17 protein-coding genes are annotated in these 17,569 nt (G+C 65.9%); 6 read left to right on the top strand and 11 right to left on the bottom strand.

Features of this window, described 5'->3' with window-relative positions:
- Window positions 1–32 precede the first annotated feature (32 nt).
- From P3L18_RS23400 to P3L18_RS23390, 3 genes are read right to left on the bottom strand one after another with little or no spacing between them, the layout of a single operon-like run.
- Complete coding sequence (locus tag P3L18_RS23400) at window positions 33–815, bottom strand: GntR family transcriptional regulator (protein ID WP_276115390.1); 783 nt, start codon at window positions 813–815, stop codon at window positions 33–35.
- Window positions 815–1,609: a 3-oxoacyl-ACP reductase FabG gene (gene fabG / locus P3L18_RS23395; RefSeq protein ID WP_276115389.1), complete on the bottom strand. Its 795-nt coding sequence runs from the start codon at window positions 1,607–1,609 to the stop codon at window positions 815–817. The genes P3L18_RS23400 and fabG overlap by 1 nt, the downstream gene beginning before the upstream one ends.
- A 53-nt stretch (window positions 1,610–1,662) precedes the next feature.
- On the bottom strand, window positions 1,663–2,667 hold the full coding sequence (locus tag P3L18_RS23390) for a phosphotransferase (RefSeq protein ID WP_276115388.1): 1,005 nt from the start codon (window positions 2,665–2,667) through the stop codon (window positions 1,663–1,665).
- Window positions 2,668–2,986: 319 nt separating this feature from the next.
- On the opposite strand from P3L18_RS23390, the gene P3L18_RS23385 reads away from it, so the two are divergent.
- Window positions 2,987–4,558 carry an APC family permease gene (locus P3L18_RS23385; protein ID WP_276115387.1) on the top strand — a complete coding sequence of 524 codons (1,572 nt, stop codon included), beginning with the start codon at window positions 2,987–2,989 and terminating at the stop codon, window positions 4,556–4,558.
- A 41-nt stretch (window positions 4,559–4,599) separates the two neighbouring features.
- Window positions 4,600–5,916 carry an aminotransferase class III-fold pyridoxal phosphate-dependent enzyme gene (locus P3L18_RS23380; protein ID WP_276115386.1) on the top strand — a complete coding sequence of 439 codons (1,317 nt, stop codon included), beginning with the start codon at window positions 4,600–4,602 and terminating at the stop codon, window positions 5,914–5,916.
- 402 nt (window positions 5,917–6,318) lie between these two features.
- Here P3L18_RS23380 and P3L18_RS23375 read toward each other — a convergent pair whose 3' ends face one another.
- From P3L18_RS23375 to P3L18_RS23345, 7 genes are all read right to left on the bottom strand, one after another.
- The gene (locus tag P3L18_RS23375; protein ID WP_276115385.1) at window positions 6,319–7,293 is read right to left on the bottom strand and encodes a hypothetical protein; all 975 of its coding nucleotides are present in this window, start codon (window positions 7,291–7,293) and stop codon (window positions 6,319–6,321) included.
- A 42-nt stretch (window positions 7,294–7,335) separates the two neighbouring features.
- Window positions 7,336–8,670 (bottom strand): NtaA/DmoA family FMN-dependent monooxygenase, encoded by a 1,335-nt coding sequence (locus P3L18_RS23370; protein ID WP_079929985.1) that lies wholly within the window; start codon window positions 8,668–8,670, stop codon window positions 7,336–7,338.
- 58 nt (window positions 8,671–8,728) lie between these two features.
- Window positions 8,729–9,502: an ATP-binding cassette domain-containing protein gene (locus tag P3L18_RS23365; RefSeq protein ID WP_276115384.1), complete on the bottom strand. Its 774-nt coding sequence runs from the start codon at window positions 9,500–9,502 to the stop codon at window positions 8,729–8,731.
- Complete coding sequence (locus P3L18_RS23360) at window positions 9,499–10,416, bottom strand: ABC transporter ATP-binding protein (protein WP_276115383.1); 918 nt, start codon at window positions 10,414–10,416, stop codon at window positions 9,499–9,501. Before P3L18_RS23360 ends, P3L18_RS23365 begins: the two co-directional genes overlap by 4 nt.
- Window positions 10,413–12,026: an ABC transporter substrate-binding protein gene (locus tag P3L18_RS23355; protein WP_276115382.1), complete on the bottom strand. Its 1,614-nt coding sequence runs from the start codon at window positions 12,024–12,026 to the stop codon at window positions 10,413–10,415. Before P3L18_RS23355 ends, P3L18_RS23360 begins: the two co-directional genes overlap by 4 nt.
- Before the next feature lie 74 nt (window positions 12,027–12,100).
- Window positions 12,101–13,018: an ABC transporter permease gene (locus P3L18_RS23350; protein WP_079929992.1), complete on the bottom strand. Its 918-nt coding sequence runs from the start codon at window positions 13,016–13,018 to the stop codon at window positions 12,101–12,103.
- Window positions 13,018–14,130 carry an ABC transporter permease gene (locus tag P3L18_RS23345; RefSeq protein ID WP_276115381.1) on the bottom strand — a complete coding sequence of 371 codons (1,113 nt, stop codon included), beginning with the start codon at window positions 14,128–14,130 and terminating at the stop codon, window positions 13,018–13,020. The genes P3L18_RS23350 and P3L18_RS23345 overlap by 1 nt, the downstream gene beginning before the upstream one ends.
- A gap of 339 nt (window positions 14,131–14,469) precedes the next feature.
- Here P3L18_RS23345 and P3L18_RS23340 point away from each other — a divergent pair, with 339 nt between their 5' ends.
- The 3 genes from P3L18_RS23340 (at window position 14,470) to P3L18_RS23330 (ending at window position 16,363) form a co-directional block, all read left to right on the top strand.
- Window positions 14,470–15,159, top strand: a complete 690-nt coding sequence (locus P3L18_RS23340) for a GntR family transcriptional regulator (RefSeq protein WP_276115380.1) — start codon at window positions 14,470–14,472, stop codon at window positions 15,157–15,159.
- Between the two features lie 194 nt (window positions 15,160–15,353).
- On the top strand, window positions 15,354–15,866 hold the full coding sequence (locus P3L18_RS23335) for an NAD(P)H-dependent oxidoreductase (protein ID WP_276115379.1): 513 nt from the start codon (window positions 15,354–15,356) through the stop codon (window positions 15,864–15,866).
- Entirely contained in the window at window positions 15,863–16,363 is a 501-nt protein-coding gene (locus P3L18_RS23330; protein ID WP_276115378.1) for a flavin reductase family protein, read from the top strand. Before P3L18_RS23335 ends, P3L18_RS23330 begins: the two co-directional genes overlap by 4 nt.
- A 189-nt stretch (window positions 16,364–16,552) precedes the next feature.
- Here P3L18_RS23330 and P3L18_RS23325 read toward each other — a convergent pair whose 3' ends face one another.
- On the bottom strand, window positions 16,553–16,945 hold the full coding sequence (locus P3L18_RS23325) for a VOC family protein (RefSeq protein ID WP_276115377.1): 393 nt from the start codon (window positions 16,943–16,945) through the stop codon (window positions 16,553–16,555).
- Window positions 16,946–16,988: 43 nt separating this feature from the next.
- Here P3L18_RS23325 and P3L18_RS23320 point away from each other — a divergent pair, with 43 nt between their 5' ends.
- A complete protein-coding gene (locus tag P3L18_RS23320) occupies window positions 16,989–17,378 on the top strand; it encodes a helix-turn-helix domain-containing protein (RefSeq protein WP_253193980.1) in 390 nt (129 codons plus the stop codon).
- Window positions 17,379–17,569 lie beyond the last annotated feature (191 nt).

Below are 17,569 nucleotides of genomic sequence, written 5' to 3'. Positions count from 1 at the left end.
TCATTCGTCGGCCTCGTTGTGCGTCACGCTCGTCAGACGCTGACCACCCGCTCCACCACGCCGTCGGCGGCCAGGCTCTCGCGACCGAGGACGGTGTTGGTGGCGGCGACCAGCCGCACGCGGTCGGCGCGGAACAGGTCGTTGCCGTACTCGAAGGGGCGCCCGCGCTGATCGCGGGTGACCCGGCTGACTGCGAGCAGCGGCCGGTTTCGGGGGATCTGCAACCACTGCGCCTCGCGCGGATTGGCCATCACCACCTCGATGGTCTCGCATGCGGTGGTCGGACGGAACCCATAGCGTTCCTCGAGTAGCGAGTACAGCGATCCGCCGAGGGGCTGGTCGAGCAGGTCGGGCACCTGCTGGGCGACGAGACATGCGGTGTCGACCGACAGCGGAACACCGTCGGCGAAGCGCAACCGCCGCACGACAAGGACCTCCTCGCGCTCGCCGATCTCGAGTGACCGCGCCTCGACCACAGTTGCCGGGCGGCGTTCGGTGGCCAGCACCTGTGATCTGCTCGTGTGTCCGCCGGTGAGTAACCGCTCGGGGAGGCTACTCAACTCTCCCGCGGCGCGTTCGACCACTCCGGCGCGCACGAAGATCCCTCCGCTGCGGCCTGGACGGCGTTCGACGATGCCCGCTTGTGCAAGCGTGAGTAGCGCACTGCGCAGCGTCGACCGCGATACCGAAAATGCCTCGGCCAGATCACGTTCGGACCCGAGCCGCGACCCGGGGCCGATCTCACCGCGACCGAGCATCGCCAGGATGCGCCGTCGGACGTCCTCGGCGACCGGGCCGCCTTTCGTTTCCTCCATCAGGACGTCGCAGCGTCGAGTGGCAGCACCGCTTCCGGGGTTTCGGGCAGCACCTGTCCGCCGTCGACGCTGATTGCCTGACCGGTGATGTACGCGGCCTCGTCGGTCGCCAGAAACGCGGCGAGATAACCGATGTCGTCAGGACGGCCAAGGGTGCCCGCCGGAATACTGCGGGTCATCGACGCGATGTAGTCCTCCCCCATCTCGACGAGTCCTTCGGTCAGGATGTTACCCGGCAGAACGGCATTGACGGTGATGCCGTGCGGGGCAAGTTCAACGGCGGCGGTGCGCATGAAGCCGAGTTGCGCGGCCTTGGACGCGCCGTAATGCGACCATCCCGGAAAACCGGTGAGCGGACCGGTGATCGACGAGGTGAGAATGATCCGGCCGGCCGACGAGACCCGTAAGCCGTCGAGACAGGACTGCACCGTGTAGACAGTGCCCTTGACGTTGACGTCGAGAACCTCGTCGAGTTGCTGCGGGGTCATCGTCGCCAGCGGCGCTTCCGGAAAGATCCCGGCGTTGGCGCACACCACGTCGATGCCACCGAACGCATCGATCACCGTGCGCGCCATCGCTGTACAGGACTCCGGATCGCACACATCGGCTACCGCGCCGATCACTCGTCCGGTGCCGAGCACGTCGAGTTCGGCGGCGCAGGCAGCGACCTGCTCGTCGTTGCGGGCGACGACGGCGACATTTGCGCCGGCACGGGCGAATACCGACGCAATCCCCTTCCCGATCCCTTTGCTGGCCCCGGTGACCACCACGGACTTACCCTCGAGCGCGAACATCGGCTACTCCTTTCGCTCGCCACCCAGGCGAGGGTTGTTCGAGAAAATGATCGTCATACCAGCTGGCACGGCTCGGCCAACCACATACGATCCCGGCAGTAGCGGTCGGCGATCTCAGCTGTGCCCGAGACGAAGTCGGCACCGGCGGCCAGAGCGGAGTCCGCCTCCGGGTGACTGCCGATCCACGCGGTGAGCATGACGCGCCGCAGCATCACGAAGGTCGGGATCATCGCGCGATGCTCGGCGTCGAGTGCCCGCACCGACCGGTAGCCGCACACCCACTCGCCGATCATCGTCTCGGCCTGCGGCGTGTGTTCGACGAAGGAGACCACCGCGCCGAGATCGGCGAGATACCAGGACCATCCGGAGTCGTCGAAATCGATGACGGTGATCGTTGCGTCGTGCACCATGAGGTTGGCGAGCCGGAGATCGGCGTGCACGAGTCCGAAGCGATCGCGGCCCATACCGTAGGTGTCGAGCCGGGCCGAGAGCGTGTCGACCGCGCGGCCGATCCGAACCTGTTGATCGCGGGTGAGACCCGGTGCGGCACGCCAGTCACCCCAGCGCGCTTGCGGGCCGAGCGTGGCGTCGAGATCCCACCGGAATCTGGTGAATCCGGGCGGCATCCGCCAGGTTTCGACGTGCTCGTGCAACTGGGCGGTGATCACCCCGAGATCCCGGAAGCCGACGTCGGCGGTCGGGTCCTCGCCGTTGACGCCCTCGACGAACTCGAAGGCACTGACGAAGCGCCGCTCGTCAGCGAGCCGAATCGGCGTCAACAGCGAACCATCGAGCGCAGCAACGACTCCCGGTGTGGAGATCGTCGTCGATTCGGCAAGCGCGGCCATCCACGCCAGCTCCGACTCGATGGCCTCACGCGAGTGATAGCCCGGTCGGTGCACGCGCATCACCAGCCGCCGGCCGTCCTGTTCGAGGAGAAAGGTGCCGTTCTCGCTGATGCTGAGCAGCTGCACATCCGCCCGATTGAACCCGTACCGCGGTGCCGCCGCCACCGCGAACGCACGGTAGCCGTCGGCGAGTTCGGTCCGCACGCTCATCTGAGCCGTCGCCTCCTGCATCGGCTCAGGATGAGCGAGCACGCGGTCTTCGACAACCGGAGAACAGACCAAATAGCGAGCACTTCACCGAATCGTTTCACGAACCCGACATCGGCAATCTGCACGTAATACATGTTGTCGCCGCGGTGCTCTCACCACTTGACCAGCGCCGACTCCTGTGCCGATAATTCCTGATCGTGTCGATTGACCTCGTGCACGACACCTCCAATCGGTCCGGTCACCACAGTCGCTAACCAGACCAATTCGACTCCCAGCCCTCGCCCTGCCACCAGGCAGGCCAGTTGCGAAGGATCTTCCGATGAGCGACACCGTCGATTCCCCGCCCACCTCCACGACACCCGCCGACGCGAGCGCCGTCCAGCGACTCAAACCCAACGCCGTCGGGCTCGTCGGCGTGCTGTTCATGGCGGTCGCGACCGCCGCACCGATCACCGCGATGGTCGGCAACGTGCCGATCTCGGTCGGATTCGGCAACGGCGCCTACGCCCCGGCCGGATACATGGTCGCCACCATCGTGTTGACCCTGTTCGCGGTCGGCTATGCGGCCATGTCACGTCACATCACCGCCACCGGCGCGTTCTACGGCTACATCTCGCACGGGCTCGGACGGATCGTCGGACTGGGTGCGGGATTCCTGACGGCGTTGGCGTACATGGTGTTCGAGGCATCGTTGGTGGGCATCTTCTCGTTCTTCGGGGAGGATCTGCTCAACACGTTCTTCGGTGTGCACATCCCGTGGATCATCCTGGCGTTGGCGATGCTCGCCGTGAACGCCATCCTCAGCTACTTCGACATCAACCTGGCCGCCAAGGTGCTTGGCGTCCTACTGATCACCGAGATCGCCATGCTGACGCTACTCGCGGTGTCGGTGCTCGCCACCGGCGGCGGACCACAAGGCTGGTCATGGGGATCGCTCAACCCGCTCAACGGCTTTCACAGCCTGAGCGGCACGGTCACCGGCGCCGGCGGATCACCGATCGCCGTGGCCGGATCGGCCGGCGTCGGACTCTTCTTCGCGTTCTGGTCGTGGGTGGGCTTCGAGTCGAGCGCGATGTATGGCGAGGAGTCCAAGGATCCGAAGAAGATCATCCCGATCGCGGTGCTCAGTTCGGTGATCGGCATCGGCGTGTTCTATGTGCTGGTGTCCTGGTTGGCCATCGTCGGCACCGGACCCGACAATGCCGTTGCCCTGGCTCAGGATTCGAACACGGCCGGCGAGATCTTCTTCCTACCGGTGCGTGAGCACCTCGGGGTGTGGGCCGTGGACATGTTCCACATCCTGCTGATGACCGGATCCTTCGCGTGCGGCTTGGCCTTTCACAACTGCGCGGCCCGCTACATCTACGCGATCGGCCGTGAGGACGTCATCCCCGGCATGCGCAAGACGCTGGGCGCGGCGCACTCGGTGCACGGCTCACCGCACATCGCCGGATTCATCCAGACCGGTGTCGCCACCGTGATCGTGGTGTTCTTCGCCGTCACCGGCCGCGACCCCTACACCGGGTTGTATGGTTTGATGGCGTTGCTCGGGACAACTGCCATCATGATCGTCCAGGCACTCGCAGCATTCGCGGTCATCTCGTATTTCCATGTGCAGAAACAGCATCCGGAGACCGCCAACTGGTTCCGAACACTGGTCGCCCCACTGCTGGGCGGGCTGGGCATGCTGTACGTGATCTATCTACTCGCGAAGAACGCGTCGTTCGCCGCCGGTACCGCGTCGACCGACTGGGTGTTCCATGCGATCCCGTACATCGTCGGCGTCGTGGGTATCGGCGGGATAGCGCTGGCGGTGATCCTACGGGTCCGCTCTCCGCGCCGATACTCCCAACTCGGGCGGGTCGTCCTGCACGAAGCCCACGAACGCTGAACACCAGCCAACCACTCCAACACCCGAAAGGCACGGCGATCGTGGGCTACTCGAATATCATGAATTCCAACAGTTTTGACGGAACCCAACCCGTCGATCCCACGATCGCCGAGCTCATCACCGACCGCGAGCGAGTCCTCGGACCCGCCTACCGGCTCTTCTACGACGACCCGGTGCATCTCGTCCGCGGTCAGGGCACCCGGCTGTTCGATGCCGACGGCCGCGAGTATCTCGACGCCTACAACAACGTTGCCTGCGTGGGGCACGCCCATCCACGGGTCGCCAGCGCCGTCGCCGAGCAGATCGGTACGCTGAACACCCACACGCGTTACCTGCATTCGGGGATCGTCGACTATTCGATCAGGCTGCTGGAAACGTTGCCCGGCGGGATCGATCAGATCATGTTCTGTTGCACCGGTTCCGAGGCCAACGACCTCGCCCTGCGGGTGGCCGCACAGTACACAGGCGCACGTGGGGTGATCATCACCGCCAATGCCTACCACGGCAACACCGCTGCGGTGACCGAGATCTCCCCGTCGCTGAGCTCGACCATCGGCGTCGGCGAGCACGTCCGGACCGTGCCCATCCCCGACACCCATGTGCTCACACCGGTGGATGCGGCACAGTACTTTGCCGCGAGCGTTGCCGCGGCCGCCGCAGATCTACAGCGGGCCGGCTTCGGCGTGAGCGCGCTGATCGTCGACACGCTGTTCTCCTCCGACGGGATCTTCGTCGACCCGCGCTTACTCGGACCCGCGGTGGCAGCGGTCCGTGCCGCCGGCGGTGTGTTCATCGCCGACGAGGTACAGCCCGGATTCGGACGGACCGGCGCAGGAATGTGGGGCTTCGACCGGCACGCGGTGGTCCCCGACCTCGTCACCATGGGCAAACCCATGGGCAACGGCATTCCGGTGGCGGCGATGGCCGCATCGTCGACGGTGCTCGCGCCCTTCGCGACGGAGGTCCCCTACTTCAACACCTTCGGTGGGAGTCCGGTGGCGGCAGCGGCCGCCACCGCGGTGCTCGACATCATCGAGGAGGACAAGCTCATCGAGAACGCAGCCACCGTCGGCGGCGAACTCCTCGATGGCATCCTCGACGTCACCCGCGACGACGACAGGGTGGGTGACGTGCGCGGCAGCGGACTGTACATCGGCGTCGAGATCGTCACCGACGAGCACACCCGCCGTCCGGACCACACACTCGCCCGACGTCTCGTCAACGACCTTCGGCGCGAAGGCATCCTGATCTCCGTGTGCGGGGCGGACTCGAACGTGCTGAAAATCCGCCCACCACTGGTGTTCTCGTCCGCCGATGTCGACCGGCTGTGTGCAGGGCTGGGGAAGGTGCTGGGGTGAGTGGCGTTTTCGTCTCACCGGGTCTCGAGGCCCTCGCCCTGGCGGGCTCGGGCACCTCGACCACCGGGGGATCATCATCCGATGGTCGAGGTGCGAGCCGCGTGCGGCGAGCCTCGAGACCGCTTGCACCGACGCAGTTTTCGTCGGTCCACGCGGTTGCGGAAACATTCGACTCACCGGGTCTCGAGGCCCTCGCCCTAGCGGGCTCGCGCACCTCGACCATCGGGGGGGACGATCAGGGGGAAGGGCCAGCACCGCGATCGGGGGATCATCATCCGATGGTCGAGGTGCGAGCCGCGTGCGGCGATCCTCGAGACCATCTGCGCCGACGCTGGTTTCGCAGTTCCACGGGGGTTGCGAAACCTCTCGACTCACCGGGGGGCGATCGGGGGAAGGGGTGGCCTATGCGGAGCGGCAGGCGGGCGGGCTGATTGGTTCGGTGATGACAACGCCGTGCTCGGCGGACATATCCAGCTGACGCAGGATCGAGGCCACGTGGTCGGGAGTCCAGGTTGGTCGAACGGAGTGGGTGAGCGAGCGCCAATCGGCGTCGCGCAGGTATAGAACGACGTCGGTGTCGCCGGCGATCGTGCTGATCAAGGCGGCGTCGAGCCGGTCGCGGCAGTCACAGCCGAGCGCGCCGAAGGTATCGGCCATCGGGCATTCGCGGTGCACCACCACCCTCATCGGACCGGCATTGTCTGCGCGCGCACCGCAGGCAAGCGCGAGGTGTTCGGCACGGCCGGCGCCCAGGGTGAAGCCGATGCCGCGGAACTCGCCGTGCGGCAGCGGAAGCCGCACGTGCACCGCGGTTCCCACCACGTCGTCATCCGCAGCTGTCAGCACATCGTCGTCGACAACGCACACGTCGCAGCCGAGATCGCCTGCGATCTCGCGGAGTTCGCTCCCCCGGGCCGGCTCTCCCGGATACCTGCTACTGCCGAGCCTGCTCACGACGACCGCATCGGATTTCCAGCGTCGGCGACCGACGATCAGGGCGGCACGGTCGGACCACGGACCGTCGTGGCGCTCGCCGTGACGAACCCTCACGTAACCGTGTGTCGAGAACCGCACGTCGCTCCCGCCGCCGGCGATGGCGCTGATCGTCGCGGCCCGGCCTCGCACGGTATCGGTCTCCCCCGACTGCACGAGATCGATCATGACGCCGGCGATATCGAGGGAATGGACGCCGGCCACTGCGGACATGATCTGCTGCCACCGCGCATCGGTCACCACGACGCTGACGCTGCCGGCCCCCACGGCACCGACACCCATCAGCGTCTGCGCCGACACCTCACCGGCATCGACGACGAGATGACCGCCGCCGGTGGCGTCGTCGTCGGCGACGACCACAACCGCGTTCTGCCCGACATCCATTCCCTCTCCCTCCTCACAGCGGCTGGACCACCGCCGACCGGCTCAGAACGCGCGCAGATTCTCCTTGAGCGTGGAGCCGGTGTATTCCTCCCGGATCAGTCCGCGGCGCCGCAGCTCGGGTGCGAGACCGTCGGCGACCAACGCGAAGTTGTGGCGGGTGGTCGGCAGGTAGAACAGGAATCCGTCGCCGCCGGCCTCTTCCATGATCTCGCCCATCTTCGCCGCGACCGTCGCCGGCGAGCCGATCAACCCCATGTCCTTGACCTGGTGGCTCTTGGCGACCACCTCGCGCAGCGTCTCGTCCTCGTGCCCCTCGAAGAGTTCCTTGATCGAGGTGTACTCCCCGTTCTGCTTCGACAGATCGATGTCGCGGATCTTGGTGTCGGGATCGATCCCACCGAAATCGATACGCCCACCGGACGTGTAGGACATGTTCCACAGGTTGTATTCGATCGCCTTGTCCGACGCCCGGGCCGCCTGATACGCCGCATACTGTTCCTGCGCTTCGGCGTCGGAGGCGGCGATGGTGGGTGTGGCGATGAACAAGAACTTGACGTCGTCGGGGTTGCGTCCCAGTGCCGTCACCCGAGACCGCATGTCCTCGCGGTACTTTCGTGCGGCCTCGGCGTCGCGGACGATCGCGATCTGGGTGTCGTCGTAGGCTGCGGCCAACGCGCGGCCGGCGGGTGAGCTACCGGCCGAGCACACCGGGGTGGTGCGCTGCGGGCCGGGAATGGTGTTCAGTGGTCCGCGGCACTTGAAGTACTTGCCCACGAACTCGATCGGCGTGACCTTGGTGTGATCGGCGTAGACGCCGCCGTACGGGTCGGCGATGACCGCGTCGGGCTCCCACGACTCCTGCAACTGCTGGACGACGTCGATCCACTCCATCGCCATGTCGTAGCGTTCGTCGTGCTCGAGATGCCGCTCGTATCCGAAGTTCTGGGCGACCCGGTCGGTCACGCTGGTCACCACGTTCATGCCGACGCGGCCCTCGGTGAGGTGATCGAGAGTGGTGAAGGCACGGGCCGCGAGGTACGGCGGATACTGGATCGTCGACACGGTGGGAATGATCCCGATGTGCCGGGTGGCCTGGGTCATCAACGGCACCAACGGCATTGGGTCGTTCTTCGGCGCCATGAACCCGCGTCGCAGCGAGGTCTCCGCGGACTGCTTGTAGGAGTCCTCGACCATGGACGTGTCCTCGATGAGGATGTAGTCGAAGCCGGCGCGTTCGAGGCTGCGCGCCATGTCGATGTAGATGTCGGGCCGCATCCAGTCGGTCGCGTTGGAGCCGATCCACGGGCCATCGCCGTTGGCGGGACTCCACGCGTGGATTCCGAATCCGTCTCCGAGGAACCATCCGAGATGAAACATTGTCTACTCCTTTACTTCTGCGGTGTGTGGTGGTGCCCGGTCGAGGCGACGAGCGAGATCATGCGGCGCTCATGTCGATCCGCCGGTAGGACTCGACGAGTTGTTGGGTGTACGGGTGCTGCGGGTGATTCAGAACCGTGGCGGTCGAACCGGATTCGACGATCGTCCCGGCGTTCATCACGAGCAGCTGCTCGGTGAGGAAACCGGTCGCCGGCAAGCCGTGAGAGATGAACACCAGACCGAGCGAATGGGTGCGCACGTAGCCTTTGAGGAGGTTCAGCACCACCGCCTGCGCGGAGATGTCGAGTGCGCTGACGGCCTCGTCGCACACCAGGATCTGCGGGCGCACCACCAGTGCCCGCGCGATCGACAGTCGTTGGCGCTGACCACCGGAGAGCTGATCGGGATAGCGGTCCAGGAGTTCGGCGTCGATACCGAGTTCGTCGACGATCTCCTCCACCGCGGCATCGGCGGCCCGCCGGTCCATCCCACCAAGCAGTTCAGCCGGCCGCCGGACCGCGCTGCGCACGCGGTGTCGCGGATCGAACGTCGTGGTGGTGTCCTGCGCGACGAGCTGAACGGTCTGCAGATACTCCGTGCGACGGGTGCGCCACTTCAGCAGTTCGGCGAGATCGTTGCCGTCGACGAGCACCTGACCGGCACTCGGCTTGGACAGGCCGACGATCATCCGGCCCAATGTGGACTTTCCCGAACCACTTTCGCCGACGATCCCGGTGGCGACTCCGGAGGCGAACCGCGCGTCGACACCGTCGAGTGCGCTCACCCCGCCGTAGCGTTTGGTGACTCCCACCAGTTCGATGGTGGTGCTCATGCGACCATCTCCGCGCGGGTGAGGTCGTCGACGGTGGGCAGCCGGTCACGGTCGCACGACTGGAGCGTCGGCATGCACGCGAACAGCCCGCGGGTATACGGGTCGGTTGCGTCGGTGACGTGCTCGGGATCGAGGTGTTCGACGATCCGCCCGGCACGCATCACCAGCATCCGGTCGCAATACTTGCGGGACAGCGGCAGATCGTGGGAGATGAAGACCAGCGCGGCTCCTTCGTCGGCGGCCAGACCGGTCAGCAACTCCATCACGGTGATCGCCAGGGTCACGTCGAGCGCACTGGTCGGCTCGTCGGCGATGAGCAGTTCCGGCTCACCGGCCAGGGCGATCGCCATCATCACCCGCTGACGCATGCCGCCCGAGAGTTGTTCGGGCAGAGCACCCATGACGCGCCTCGGATCGGTGATCCCGACCTGTCGCAGCCGCTCCTCGGCGATGCCGCGGCGCGCTCGCCGCGACCCGTGCCTCGCCGACGGCAGTACGGCCAGGAGCTGGCTACCCACACTCCACACCGGGTCGAGGCTGCTCATCGCATCCTGGAAGATCATCGAGATCCCCTCCCGGCGCGCCGGAATGCGCTTGGCGGGAGCGTCGAGCAGCGAACGGCCCATGCAGGTCAGCGTGGTCGCGCTGACGGTGCCCGCCTCCGGGCTGATGAATCCGCCGATCGCGTTGGCGATGCTGGACTTTCCCGATCCCGACTCGCCGACGATGGCGAGGCGTTCACCGCGCCGGACGGTGAAGCTGGTCGGCTCCACCTTGACCGCACCGTGGTAGGCGACGGTGAGGTCGGCGACCTCGAGGACGGGCATGTCGGGTCGGGCATCGGCCGTATGCGTTGCGCCGGAGTCGGTGTGCGGCATGTTGGCGGCGAGCCGGGGTGCGTGATCGAGTGTCATTGTTCGAGCTCCGAGTAGTCGATGACGTTGTCGGTGCGGAACACATAGCCCTTGAGGTTGTTGGCGAATGCGTTCAGCGGCTGGACGTATCCGACGTAGACCGTCGGCATCTGGTCGGCGAGGATGCGGGTGGCGGTGTTCCATTGGGTCCACGCCGCCGTGGAGAGCGGGTCCCCGGCGGCGTTGCCGGCGGCGATGGCGTCGTTGAGCGGTGCGTAGTCGAAGTCGGGCCAGTTGATCGGCGATCCGGGGGTGTAGAACAGCGACAGCACATACGGCGGCGACTGGACAACGGCGTAGTCACGACCCATGGACGCCTGGAAGGTCTTGTTGGCCAAGCCCTCCTGGAACACCGCGGAGTTGACCTCGTTGATGGTGACCTCGAATCCGGCACTGGCGGCTGCGGTCTGGATCTGGACCGCGGTCTCCTTCAGGTCGGGCACGGCGTTGTTGACGGTCAGTGCGAACTTGACCGGTGTGCTGATTCCCGCGTCCCGCAACAGTTGCAGGGACCGTTGCGGGTCGGTGCTGTTGGGCTGCAATCCGGATGCGTTGTAGCCGGGCAGTGTGCCGTTGAGGATCGACGTCAGCGGGCCCAGGCGACCGTGATAGACGTTCTTCATGATCGACTCGTACGGCACCGCCGAGGCGAACGCCCGCCGCACCGCCGGATTGTCGAACGGCGCCTTGGTGGTGAGCAGCGGGATGTAGACGTAGGCGTTGGTGGGCACGGTGAACACCTGCGCGGCGTTGGCCTGCTGGAGCGCGACCTGATCGGCCGGCCGCAGCTGCGTCGCGATGGAGGCGCCGCCGCTCTTGACGAGGTTGCTGCGCTGGCCCGGGTCGGCGACGACGCGTTGCACGATGCGCTTGACCTTGGGTGCGCCGAGCGCGAATCCCGGATTGGCTTCATAGACCATCTGCTGGCCCGGGGTGTAGTCGGTGAGCTTGTAGGCCCCGAAACCGAAGTCGGCGTTCGTCTTCGACCATTCGACGCCGTACGGGTCGGCGGCGGTGGCGTGCGACTTGAGGACCTTGGCGTCGTAGATGGTGTACGGGGTGTTGGCGAGCAGTGAGAGCAGCGTGAAACCGAAACCGGGGTCGGCGATCGAGATCTCGACGGTGGCGTCGTCGATCTTGCGGACCTGGGTGTCGGGGTCGGTGAGGACGGGTTTGCTGATGAACGGGATGATGCTGGTGTCGACCTTGAACTTGCGCTGCAAGGAGAAGATGACGTCGTCGGCGTCGAGGGCATTGCCCGCCACGCTCTTTGCCGCGGTGTTGAGATGGAAGGTGTAGACCTTCTTGTCGGCACTGACGTCATAACTTTTGGCCAGCTCGGGCTCGAACTTGAACAGCTGCTGGTGGGCTGCCATCCCGTTGTCGCCGGCGACGTAGGGGTTGCGAATCAGCGTGGCACCGGTGTTCATGAAGAACTCCGCCGACTCATAACCGGTGGCACTGGTCTCGTAGCTGAAGCTCTGCGGCTGCGCGGCCGTCACCAGGACCAGGCCGCTCTCCTCCGAGGACCCACCACCGCACGCGGTGAGCACCATCGCCGAGGCGAGCATGGCGGTCAGGCCGAGTACGACCTTCTTGGGAATCTTCATCTCAGAACTACTTCGCTTTCTCTCAACAGGGATATGACGCAACGTGATTCGTGGACTCTTGTCGGTGTGGGAGATCAGCGGCGGCGAAGGGCGCCTGCCGCGGTGGTGAACGTCGAGGCGGCCCATACGGCGTAGGCGAGGGCCAGCGCCGGGAACAGGGCGGGCCACCAGCGGCCGACGGCGGCGTCGGGTGCGCCGGAGGAGAGCATGTTGCCCCATTCCGCCTCGGGGAGTGGGATCCCGACGCCGAGGAAGCCGAGCCCGGCGCAGAAGATGATCGCCATGCCGAAGATCGCCGAACTGTTCTCCAGCATCGGCCCCCACGAGTTGGGGATCACGTGTCGGAGCACCACGCGCAGTTCGGTTTCGCCGCTCATGCGGGCGGCGGTGACGTAACCGTCGGTGCGGGTGCGCATCACCTCGGTGCGCATGAGCCGCGCCTGGAACGGCATCACCACGATGCTCAGTGCGATCGTGATGACCACGGCGTTGCGGCCGAAGAACGACACGATCACCAGTCCCGCGATCATCACCGGCAGCGCCTGGATGAGATCGATGAGACGTCCCACCGTCGAGGCGAGGAATCCGCGGACGCCCGCCGAGGTCGCGTACATCCCCGAGAAGGTGCCGATGAGCACCGCCACGGCGGTCGCGAGGACGGTGACCGCGATGGCGATCAGGACATCGAGGCGGAAGGCGGTCAGGGTGCGGGAGAACACGTCGAAACCGTTGGAGTCGGTGCCGAACAGGTGCGCTCCCGACGGACCGACCGAGGGTGGGCCGACGACCATCGTCGCCGATTGCGGTGCGAGCAGCGGCCCGATCACGGCCAGCAGCACCAGGACGCCGAAGGGCAGAAATCCCCAGTAGCGACGCAGGATTCCCCTGGCGGCCGCGGTGGGACGTCGGCTTTCGCCGGCGACCGGGATGGCGATATCGGTGGTGGCGTGGGTGCCGGTCGCGGGTGTGACAGTGGGGTCGGCGGCGGTCATCAGATCTCCTGCTTTCGGGCGGAACGGCGGCGCGGGTCGAGGAGGCCGGTGGCGATGTCGGTGAGGAAGTAGGCGGCCAGACACAACCCCGCGGTGACGACGAGGAACGAGCGAAGGGCGTAGACGTCGGAGGCCTTCACCGCGTCGACGGCGTACTGGCCGAGCCCACCGAGACCGAACAGCGATTCGAGCACCACCGCCCCGCCCAGCAGGAGCCCGAAGACCATGCCCAGCATCGCGACCGCGGTCGGCAGGGCGCGACGATAGATGCTGAGCAGTACCGTCCGGCGCGGGGCACCGGAGGCGATGCGGAAACGTGTTGCCGGGCTGTCGATCTCCTTGTCCAGGGCCAGGATCAAGGTCTTGACGAGGATCGCCGAGTGCGCGACGACCATCACGACGACCGGTAGGAACAGATGTGCCACATAGGAACTCGCGGCCGGCATGTCACCGGCGATGAGGGCGTCGAGGATCGGGAAGCCGGTGACCTGCGGCGGTGGCATCAACAACGGGTCGAGCCGTCCCGACGGCGCGGGCACCCAGTGCAACGTCGCGAAGAAGATGAACAGGAACGCGATGCCGATGACGTATTCGGGAACCGCTCCGGCTGCCCGGGCGTAGCTCCGCACGGCACCGGCGATGAGGTTCTTGGGCCGTGTGACAACGAAATACGAGAGTGCAAGGCTCACCAGCGCCCCGAAGAACAAGCCTGATCCGACGAGTTCGATGGTCGCCGGTACGCGGGTGGCCATGTCGTCGGCGACCGGGCGGCCGGTGGCGATCGAGCTCCCGAGATCGAAGGTGGCGAGTCCGTGCAGGTAGGTCCCGAACTGCGAAATCCAGGAATCGTTGAGGCCGTAGCTGTCTCGTGCGGCCTCCAGTGCCGCCCCGGACAGCTGACCACCCGAGGCGGACACGAGCGGATCGCCCGGGATCATCTTGACGAGAAAGAACGCGAGGACGACGAAGATGAGGAAGTTGACGATCGCCGTGCCCGCCGCACGTGCGATCCACAGGTTGGCGCGCAGGCGTGCGATGACTGCTCCGGAGACGTGGCGCGACGGCGCATTCTCCTGCGTCTCAGTGATGACTATGGTGGTTTCGGCGGTCACCGGCACCCTCCCGATTGATGTTGCCAAGGACGATGCGACGATCTTCGGGGCGCTTTGTTTCGGTTCCTGCGCGCTTTCGTGACTCGGCTATTGCGCCGCTGACACATCGGCGTCGGCGCACATCGGTGCAGTTCAGAGTGTTTCTGTGGGAAACCTGAGCGCAATTCCGCCGACTGTGACCCCGACTACTTGACAACGCAAGGACTCGGGTTCGGCCCTAAACTCCCTGCAAGGGGCCAGCACAACCGGACCGGAGTCCAGAGCTTTCGAGGGACTGTCATGACACGATCGACCGAATACCATCCACGCGCCCGCGGCGGGTCCGCCCGAGGTCGACAGGTGTCGTCCCGACGCGTACGCGACCTCGTCCTGGCCTCGATTCGCGAAGGCACCCTCGACCTCGACACCCAACTCGTCGAGGAGGACCTCATCCGCATGTTCAACTCCAGTCGAGCAGCGGTCCGCGACGCCCTCAACGAGCTCAGCGATGCCGGATTCCTGGTGCGCAGGCCGCGGCTCGGGACGCGGGTTCATCGCCGTGACCTGGGCCTGGAGCTCACCGCGATCTCCGGGATCGGCGGAGAATCGGTGGAGATCGTGATCCGCGAACAACGACTGGTACCCAACCTCCCCCTGGTCCGCACCCGACTGAACATCCACGACGACCACGTTCGGCTGGTGGAGAACACATTTCACGCATTCGGTGAAACCATCGGTTTGCGCAGTGCCTATTTCTCGGCGTCCTACGATGCCGATCCCACCGAACTCGCCGGCATACCGCTGACCATGGAACGCACCGCGGCCGAGTTCTTCGGCACCGACCCCGGCGACGCCTGGGTGTCGATCGGCGCCGAGCGCTGCGATGAGCGGACCGGACAGATACTCGGCGTCGCGGCCGGCAGCACCCTGCTGATGCGCGAGATCACCTACACCACCAGTGACGGCGCGCCGTTCCAGATCGTGTTCGATCGATTCCGCGCGGACTTCGTTCGGTTCGAAACCCGCCACGATCATCGGGGTGTGGCGTGATCGCCCGCGGCGCAATCGGGTCGGCGCCGACGTCGTTGACGCGGTGACCAGCGCCGTCATCGGTGTCGGCGGAGGTGTCCTCGGCGCGAAGTCGCGCAATGGGGGCGTAACGATCAGGTGACCGACGGTTAATCGTCGCCTCGCACTCTTCGTCTCGGAGTAGTTGTCCGTCACGAAGATTGGAGAGATGCCACGTGATCGTCACCGTAGTCGCGGGGAATCCGAAACCGGCCTCGCGCACCCTGCACGCGGCCACCCGACTGGCCACCGAGCTCACCGGGCAGCAGCCGGACCACGTCATCGACGTGGTGGACCTGGGGCCGGGGCTGCTCGGGTGGGGAGATCCCGCTGTCGCCGAGGCGGTGAGCACCCTCGCCTCCAGCGATCTGGTGGTGATCGCGTCCCCGACATTCAAGGCCACCTACACCGGGCTGTTGAAGCTGTTCCTCGACCAGTTCTCCACCGCCGACGGCCTGCGCGGGGTCACCGCCATCCCACTGATGCTCGGCGCCGGCCCGGCGCACTTCATGGCACCGGAACTGCTGCTCAAACCCGTTCTCGTGGAATTGGGTGCCATCACCCCCGCGGCCGGGCTTTACGTGATGGACAAGTCCTACGACCAGGCCGACGCGTTTGCCACCTGGATCGAACGCTGGGGCCAGGTCGTCCTGCGCTCTGCCACCACCCTCGCCACGGAAGGACGATGAGCATGATCCCCACCACCGACCTCGACGCCACCGAACTGCGAAAAGCTTTCTCGGCCTTCCCCACCGGTGTGGTCGCACTGGCCGGAACCGTCGACGGCGAACCCACCGTGCTCGTGGCATCCTCGTTCGCCGTCGGCGTCTCCCAGGACCCGCCGCTGGTCATGTTCGCCGTGCAGCACTCCTCGACCACCTGGCCCGTTCTGCGCGAGGCGCCGGCGCTGGGAGTGTCGGTGCTCGGCGAGCAGCAGGCCGGCGCGATCCGGCAGTTGTCATCGAAGGACAAGGCGGCTCGCCTCGCCGGCGTGAGCACTCGCGTGTTGCCCACCGGCGCAATCCTTCTCGATGCAACACCGGTGCACTTCGAGTGCACCATCGAGAACATTCATCGCGCTGGGGACCACGACATCGTCGTGCTGCGGATCGTCAGCGTCGGCAGTGACCACAGCATCCGTCCGATCATCTGGCACATGTCGTCGTGCACGAGGATCGTTGCCTGAGTGCGCAACGACACTGGTTAGCTCAGCGGGTCTCGAGGCCCTCGCCCTAGCGGGCTCGGGCACCTCGACCATCGGGGGGAGAGATCGGCACCGCGATCGGGGACCATCATCCGATGGTCGAGGTGCGAGCCGCGTGCGGCGAGCCTCGAGACCGCCTGTGCCGATGCTGGTTTCGTTGGAGCGGTTACTCTACCGACAGACGCGCTCGTTGAGCCTGACCTTGTCCAAGATCTCCGCATCCCACTGCACGTACTCGATCACGGCTCCGTCGGGGTGACGAACATAAGCGAACGTGCCCGTCGCGCTCCGCGACGGTCCGCCTACCACTTGCGAGCCCAAGCCTCGCAGGCGATCCATCGTCTCGGTCAGGTCATCAACAACCAGCGGACCGACCGTATCGCGGAAGCGATCCGTCACCTCAGGCGGACCGCCGATCAGCAGGAGATCTCCCACGGCGGCGAGCGACGCTCCCTCGAACTCAAAGCGAAGGTCGGCGGTCTGCCCGACGAGCGTCTCGTACAACGAAAGCGCCGAGTCCAAATCGTCAACGAAGCATCGTGCATAGGTTTTCAGAATCGACATACTCTGAGGTTAGGAACACGGCCACCCACCGGGAAGTACGCACTTGAAAGTAACCACACTTACAGACGTCGAAAGTAACCCCGACGTGCTCGCCGCCCAGACGATTGCCCGCGAGGTGTTCGCCGCCGTCTCCACCAAATGGGGCCTGCGAACCCTCGAATACCTCGACGGTCCGCCCAAACGCTTCGCCGATGTATGCCGATCGGTCGGTCCGGTCAGCCACAAGGTGATGACTCAGACTCTGCGCACGCTTGAGCACTCCGGCCTGGTCACGCGGCGGGATCATGGGTGTGCCAGTCCGCACGTCGACTACTCGCTCACCACCGCCGGCGCCGAGCTGCTCGTCCTTCTGCACACCATGTGCGCCTGGTCCAGGGCACATCTCGATGAATTGATCGAGGGCGGCGCGGCTCACGCATCACGTGACGTCTGACGTTGATGCCGAACGAAGCACGCTGGATTCGCCGGAGTTGACGTGGTTCCGATTCCCATCGTCTCACCGGGTCTCGAGGCCCTCGCCCTGGCGGGCTCGGGCACCTCGACCATCGGGGGAACCGCCATCATCCGACGGTCGAGGTGCGAGCCGCGTGCGGCGAGCCTCGAGACCGCCTGTGCCGATGCTGG

It is taken from the genome of Gordonia sp. N1V (assembly GCF_029269935.1).
GTDB classification, from domain to species: Bacteria; Actinomycetota; Actinomycetes; order Mycobacteriales; family Mycobacteriaceae; genus Gordonia; species Gordonia polyisoprenivorans.
This window is presented reverse-complemented; position numbering and strand designations above follow the sequence as displayed.

Excerpts from the sequence above, each read along its gene's own strand:
- P3L18_RS23400 (WP_276115390.1), bottom strand. The coding sequence starts at position 815 with ATGGAGGAAACGAAAGGCGGCCCGGTCGCCGAGGACGTCCGACGGCGC.
- fabG (WP_276115389.1), bottom strand. The coding sequence starts at position 1,609 with ATGTTCGCGCTCGAGGGTAAGTCCGTGGTGGTCACCGGGGCCAGCAAA.
- P3L18_RS23390 (WP_276115388.1), bottom strand. The coding sequence starts at position 2,667 with ATGAGCGTGCGGACCGAACTCGCCGACGGCTACCGTGCGTTCGCGGTG.
- P3L18_RS23385 (WP_276115387.1), top strand. The coding sequence starts at position 2,987 with ATGAGCGACACCGTCGATTCCCCGCCCACCTCCACGACACCCGCCGAC.
- P3L18_RS23375 (WP_276115385.1), bottom strand. The coding sequence starts at position 7,293 with ATGGATGTCGGGCAGAACGCGGTTGTGGTCGTCGCCGACGACGACGCC.
- P3L18_RS23370 (WP_079929985.1), bottom strand. The coding sequence starts at position 8,670 with ATGTTTCATCTCGGATGGTTCCTCGGAGACGGATTCGGAATCCACGCG.
- P3L18_RS23365 (WP_276115384.1), bottom strand. The coding sequence starts at position 9,502 with ATGAGCACCACCATCGAACTGGTGGGAGTCACCAAACGCTACGGCGGG.
- P3L18_RS23360 (WP_276115383.1), bottom strand. The coding sequence starts at position 10,416 with ATGACACTCGATCACGCACCCCGGCTCGCCGCCAACATGCCGCACACC.
- P3L18_RS23355 (WP_276115382.1), bottom strand. The coding sequence starts at position 12,026 with ATGAAGATTCCCAAGAAGGTCGTACTCGGCCTGACCGCCATGCTCGCC.
- P3L18_RS23350 (WP_079929992.1), bottom strand. The coding sequence starts at position 13,018 with ATGACCGCCGCCGACCCCACTGTCACACCCGCGACCGGCACCCACGCC.
- P3L18_RS23330 (WP_276115378.1), top strand. The coding sequence starts at position 15,863 with ATGAGCATGATCCCCACCACCGACCTCGACGCCACCGAACTGCGAAAA.
- P3L18_RS23325 (WP_276115377.1), bottom strand. The coding sequence starts at position 16,945 with ATGTCGATTCTGAAAACCTATGCACGATGCTTCGTTGACGATTTGGAC.